This window comes from Nonomuraea sp. 10N515B, from assembly GCF_052245915.1.
GTDB lineage: Bacteria > Actinomycetota > Actinomycetes > Streptosporangiales > Streptosporangiaceae > Nonomuraea.
On sequence record NZ_JBQQBQ010000146.1, the window covers coordinates 1 to 5,391 of the forward strand.

Genomic DNA, 5,391 nt, shown 5'->3' on the forward strand with positions numbered 1-5,391 from the left:
CGCCGCCAGCGCCATCGAGCACGTCCTGGCCTGGTCAGCATTCCGCCGCCTCCACCAGGCCCGCGCCCGGCTCAGCCACTACCGCCGACGCGGAGATCCACTACCTCAAGATCTCTGAATGTAGTACCGGGCGCTGAAGGCCGTCCTGGCTTCCGGGCAGGGGGTGCACTTCACCGAGACGGCCACGCTCCTGGATGGCACTGACGAGAGGGCAGAACGCCGACGCACGGGTGTCTTCGAAACTCGCGAGAAGGGCGGCGTCAAGGCCCTGGACGTCACCACCACCGGGAGCGAGCACGGCCGCGAGCGCGCCATCGGCTTCAACCATGACATCGGTGGCACCAGCTACCGATCCGGTGGCCTGGTCGGGAAATGGCTGCCGAAGGGCAAGACCTGGTGGAAGAACAGCCACCAGCTACATCTCGGGCACACTGAACTGCTCGGCAACGACGAGCAGCTCATCAATCCGACAGAGCTCCCGACCCTAGCCGCCCTGCTGAAGGACGGGCAGGTGAGCGGGGATGCCGTGACCGGCGCGATCACATTCAAGGAACTCGAGAAAGTCTCTCCCTGGTTGGACCACTCGACCCACAGCAGCTGGGAGGACAACACAAAGCTCTCCTACACCCTCACTCTTACCCCGGCGGGCCTGGTCAGCAGGGTGCAGAGCACCTACACGGCTACCGACGGTCCCGGTGAGCTGGCGGGCAGGACCCTCCACGTCGACACCCACTACACCCAATGGGGCGGCAAGGTCTCGATCAAGGTGCCGGACCCCAGCAAAACGACCACCGAGTTGTGCGCCCAGAAGATCTGCAAACTGCGCCTTCCAAGCTGACAACGCGAGGACGAGTGAGGATTGCTCGTGCGACCTGGGCGCGGCGTTCGCGTGCTGGTCATCGCGGAATCATGCCCGGTTGAAATCTGGCGCCGCTGACATCGGCAATGTCCAGGTTGAATTTGAGGAGGATGTCCCGCCCAGGTCGAGGCAAATGCAGGGCCCAGGGATTGGGCCCCGCTGATCGGCACCTCGCTCATATCGCGAATTCTACAACTCGGCTGATTGGCGGTCTGGGCTTCTGCCAGCGGGGCGTTGCCGTATTCAGGCGCCTAGCTGCGGATGCTGCGGCTTCGACTGGCCGTACAGTTCGCGATAGACCTCGCGTAGTTCGACGGCTTCTGCCAGGCCGTGTTCCTCGACGCCCGCGATGACCTCTTTGGCCCGCCAGTAGTTCGAGGGCACGAGCAGGCCGCTCTCCACTGCTTGGAGGGCGACATGACCGGCCTCGCCCGGCTCATCGGTCTCGAGAAGCGCCAGGGCCAGATCGAGGCGCGCGGAGGCGGCCCTGCGGGGGCGTGGCCCGCCGTCCTCGGTGGACTCTAGCCGTGCAAGTACCTGCCGCGCGTAGCCGACGGCAGCGGGATCACCCAGCCATGAGAGTGTCGTCGCGGTGTAGGCGTCGCTCTTGGCGGGGTCGTACCGGAAGTGGTGCTCTGGCCGGTCCGGCATGGGGAGCGGAGAGACCATCCGCTGAATGCGGGTGAGCGCCGCCCGCGTCTCTGCGCCCTTGCCCATGCGGGCCCAGGCCCGGCCTTCCTGCCCGGTCGCCTGGATGTACGCCGAGCTCTTGCGGGGGGCGACGTCTTGCGCGGCTTGGGCGAGGATCATCGCGTGCTGGAACTCGCCCTCGGTGAGGGCCTGCCACGCCTCGGTCTCTAGGCACCACGCCCTGATCTCAGGGTGCTCGGCGTAGTCGGCCAACTGGCCCGCGGTCCGTAGCCGGGCCGCGGCGGCCGGGTGCTGCCGGAGGTCGATATGGCAGGTGGCCGCAAGCAGCGAGAGCCATCCGCCGGCCACGAGCAGGCGGCGATGCTCGGTGAGGGTCTTCTTGCCGTCGAGGAGTCGCGCGACGTACTCTAGGTGCCGCCGTACTCTCCCGAGCAGCTCGCTCGGGGGTGTGCGGGGGTAGGCCGACGCGAGATCATCCACCGCGAGCTCAAGCCGTTCCAACGTCTCTTGGCCGACGTCGCTCGCTCCTGCGCGGCGGGCGAGTTCGATCGCGTCGATCTCGTCGCCGAGGTACGTCTCGTCGTCCTCGTCGTTGAAGAGGGCGTGTTCGCTCGACCCGTACAGGCGGCAGTACAGCTCGGCGTACTCGTCGTCAGGCCGGTGCCTGCCGCACTCGTGGTCCCGGATCCGGCGCACCATGCTCTCGGCCTCGGGCATGGCACTGTCGGCCACCTTGGACAACTGTACGGCGAGATCCCGTTGAGACCAGCCTCGCCTGGTCCGCTCGGCGCGTAGCCGACCTGCCCAGGCCGGAACCTTGCTCATCGCCTGCACACCTCCGGGGGATGGGCGGACACGGGCGGACGTCCGGGTGCGCCTCCAGTGTCCTCTCCCGCAGTCGTACCACGCGCGACTGTGATGGAACCGTGCACTTGGACACGGACGACTACGACGCGACGACCGACACCGAGCAGCTACAAGAGCTCATGCAAGCCGCCGAGCACAACGCTCGGCAGGCCGTGGCACAGGCGGCCCTCCTGCAGGATGTGGCGGGCCGTCAGCTCTCGGTGCTCCGCAACACCTACCCGGTATGGGACATCGAGCGCGAGCGGGACTCGAGCGGGAACGTGTGGTGGACGGCCAGGCTCCTTCCCGATCTAACTCCCGCCATGGTGGCGGCCGGTGTCCTGCAGATCGTGCGGCGGGTGGACGCCATCGCGCTCGCGTCCACCCTGGCCTGGCAATCGGCGCTTCTCCATCACGGAGGACGATCCCGCACTGGGTCGATATGAGCAGCCTTGGCCCGCCGAGTGCCGGTGCCGCAGGCGGCGGGCTGAGGTCCAACCCCCCAGGCGCAACACCGCGCTTTGGGAAGTCGCCCCGATCCGGGGCGAGGCGAGAGGAGATCCCATGAGGGGTCTATACGGCCAACCGCTCGGTGAGGTGCCGTTCACCAAGCTGTGCGGCGGCAACCAGCAGGAGGAGGACATGGAGTCCTGTGTCCTGATCGCCCAGATTCCAGGCGTCGAGGACGCCTACGCGGTGCGTGACTCGAAGAACCCGGACGCCGGGACCCTCCGGTTCACCGGTGCCGAGCTCCGTGCCGCCGGCGTGACCACCATCTAGCACGGCCGGAAGGGGCGGCCCCTGCCTGATCACAGCAAGCAGGGGCCGCCCTCAGCACTCTACGGGAGCATCCTGATCATGCACTGGCACGCCTACCAGTGGACCGGCAACGGCGCCGACCGCGCCAACGAGGCCGAGCGCCGCACCAGCTCGCCCGACTTCGCCGCCTCAGCGTTGCCGCCCATGCGGACCGGTGACTGGCTGGCCAAACCGGCCTCCCGGGTCGCGGCTACATTCCACGACGTCGGCGAGACGGCCGACTGGCTGGCGGCCGAGTACAGCAAGGTCCGTGGAGCGTTGCTCTTGCCGGAGCGCATCCTCTTGGGCGACCGGCTGGAGTACGCGTGCGACGCGCTGATGCGAGGCGTGGACGTGCAATGGGGCGAGTGGCTCCAGGGCGGCCGATTCGCCACGATCGGCATGATCTGCTGCCCGAACCGGCACGTCTCCCATTCCTGCCCGATCGGGCGGCGCGCCGAGGTGGGCAGCCGATGAGCGGGCGGAAGTGATCCACATGCACCGATGGGAGCCCTTCATCCCGCGCGCCCCGCGACTGCGGATCTCTCGCACGTCCTGCTGTGGCGAGTATGAGCTGGCCGCCGAGGGCGGTCAGTACTTCGTCCTGCACCCGACCGGCGATGGCGGATACGAGGAGACCGCCAGAGGCGTGTACGCCCATGCCCTCGAGGCATGGGCGAGGCTCGCTTCCCTTCACCGCTGCAGCAGGAAAGCCTCGTGATCCTCCGCCGTCATGCACGTCTGCGCAGTGATCCAATCGTCGATGTGTCTGGTCAGGTAGAAGCAATCAAGTGCACTGAAAGGCTTCGGTGGGGCGGTGCAGACTGCGGGCGAGCTATGGACGCCCCGTTCTGATCAGGTACAACTGCTTACCAATGTGACCTTAGTCACAGGGGTGAGGCATGTGCGCTCTGCAAGCTGCGCCTATATCAAGTCGCGTTTGTTCCGTTCCAGCCAGTAGGGATCGGCGTTCGCTACGGGATCTATGCGGCGATTGACTGCTCGGCTATACAAGAGGTGATCTTCTTTATGTCGATCTTACGGTGGGCATCGGAGCGCGTTCGCCTCTTGTTTCGGGTGCGCCCCTTCACGGCAGGAGCAGTGACGCATGACGTTTTGGCGTGCGCGAAATCGGTCGAGTGCCGTGATGGGGCGCAGTGGTTTCGGGCTGAAGCCGAAGGGCCGCCTGCGAGCCAGGATCACCGTGGTCTTGGCTGCCGCACTCATTCCGAGCCTGATCCAGTTACAGATAGAGCCTGCGGCGGCCGATCCGCTCCGTACGCGCCTCGATATTCCGCAGTCGCCCACCAACGGCGCGTCAAGCAGCGTGCCGGTCCAGCAGACGGGCACCGCCAAGAACCTGCCCCACCTGGTCGGCCCCGAGGTCACCCAAACCAGCATTGACACCGCCACCGTGAAAGCCGGCAAGCGACCCAAGGGCGCGTTACCGCTCGACGAGCCACACGAACTCGCCGATTCGTCCATCGAGGGCCTGAAGACCCCGCCATCCCTCCCTGAGGAGTCCGAGCCGGACGCCGCCGCCCCTCCCACCGGGAACGCGCCAGCCGCTGTCCCTCCCGCCCCGAACGCATCGGCCGCCGCTCCGCTGCCACGCCCGGCCGTGGCCCGGTCCGCTGTCAAAGCAGGAGCCCGAGATGGACTAGTGGCGGCTACCTTAGCGGAGCCGACGGTGTCGGCGTTGAGGACGAATGGGCAGTTGGTGTCGGGGTTGTGGACGACGCCGACGGTGACGCCGTCGTTTACCGCGACGGTGACGGATCCGGAGTGCCGCGGGATGGCGGTGGTTGTTGAGGTGGAGCATGATCCGTCGGCGGCGGGTCAGGGTAGTGGGTTGATCTGGTCGGGCCAGAGCGGGTTTCAGACGGGGTATTGCGAGGCTCCGAGGGAGAGCCCGGCTGTGGTGGCTGGGAGGTTGCAGGACGGTTGGTTGATCCGTTGGCGGGTGCGGGGTCTGGCTGGATCGGCTACGTCGTCGGTGGCTGGCCCGTGGTCGGAGTGGCAAACGAGCAAGATTGAGGTAAACAAACCAGCAGGTTCGGGCTTAGGATCAATCCCCGCAACCTATAGTCCGACTCTCTGGACGTTTTCGGAGGAATGATCGAAACCTGTGGATCTGCCGGGAAGGGGTGTACCTTCCCGGATCATCCGATGTGGTTTCGAGATAAGGCCGACGCGCCAACGTCGGTCGGGAAGGCACACCCGTGCCGCTTACCGTA

Annotated in this window: 7 protein-coding genes; 6 read left to right on the forward strand and 1 reads right to left on the reverse strand. The window is 66.6% G+C overall.

The genetic code is table 11. The features are described 5' to 3' along the window. Positions 1–163 precede the first annotated feature (163 nt). Positions 164–838: a hypothetical protein gene (locus tag ACTWQA_RS58365; protein ID WP_443167389.1), complete on the forward strand. Its 675-nt coding sequence runs from the start codon at positions 164–166 to the stop codon at positions 836–838. A gap of 264 nt (positions 839–1,102) precedes the next feature. On the opposite strand, the gene ACTWQA_RS58370 is transcribed toward ACTWQA_RS58365, so the two are convergent. Next, on the reverse strand, positions 1,103–2,335 hold the full coding sequence (locus ACTWQA_RS58370) for a helix-turn-helix domain-containing protein (protein WP_443167390.1): 1,233 nt from the start codon (positions 2,333–2,335) through the stop codon (positions 1,103–1,105). 101 nt (positions 2,336–2,436) lie between these two features. Between ACTWQA_RS58370 and ACTWQA_RS58375 the strand changes: the two genes are divergently transcribed. The 5 genes from ACTWQA_RS58375 to ACTWQA_RS58395 all read left to right on the forward strand — a co-directional run bounded on the left by ACTWQA_RS58375 (position 2,437) and on the right by ACTWQA_RS58395 (position 5,273). Continuing rightward, positions 2,437–2,802, forward strand: a complete 366-nt coding sequence (locus ACTWQA_RS58375) for a hypothetical protein (RefSeq protein ID WP_443167391.1) — start codon at positions 2,437–2,439, stop codon at positions 2,800–2,802. A 118-nt stretch (positions 2,803–2,920) separates the two neighbouring features. After that, the gene (locus tag ACTWQA_RS58380; RefSeq protein WP_443167392.1) at positions 2,921–3,136 is read left to right on the forward strand and encodes a DUF397 domain-containing protein; all 216 of its coding nucleotides are present in this window, start codon (positions 2,921–2,923) and stop codon (positions 3,134–3,136) included. A 78-nt stretch (positions 3,137–3,214) separates the two neighbouring features. Further along, a complete protein-coding gene (locus tag ACTWQA_RS58385) occupies positions 3,215–3,631 on the forward strand; it encodes a hypothetical protein (RefSeq protein ID WP_443167393.1) in 417 nt (138 codons plus the stop codon). Positions 3,632–3,650: 19 nt separating this feature from the next. Then, entirely contained in the window at positions 3,651–3,875 is a 225-nt protein-coding gene (locus ACTWQA_RS58390; RefSeq protein ID WP_443167394.1) for a hypothetical protein, read from the forward strand. Between the two features lie 387 nt (positions 3,876–4,262). Continuing rightward, positions 4,263–5,273, forward strand: coding sequence for a hypothetical protein (locus ACTWQA_RS58395; protein WP_443167395.1), 1,011 nt, complete (start codon positions 4,263–4,265; stop codon positions 5,271–5,273). The last annotated feature ends 118 nt before the right edge of the window (positions 5,274–5,391 follow it).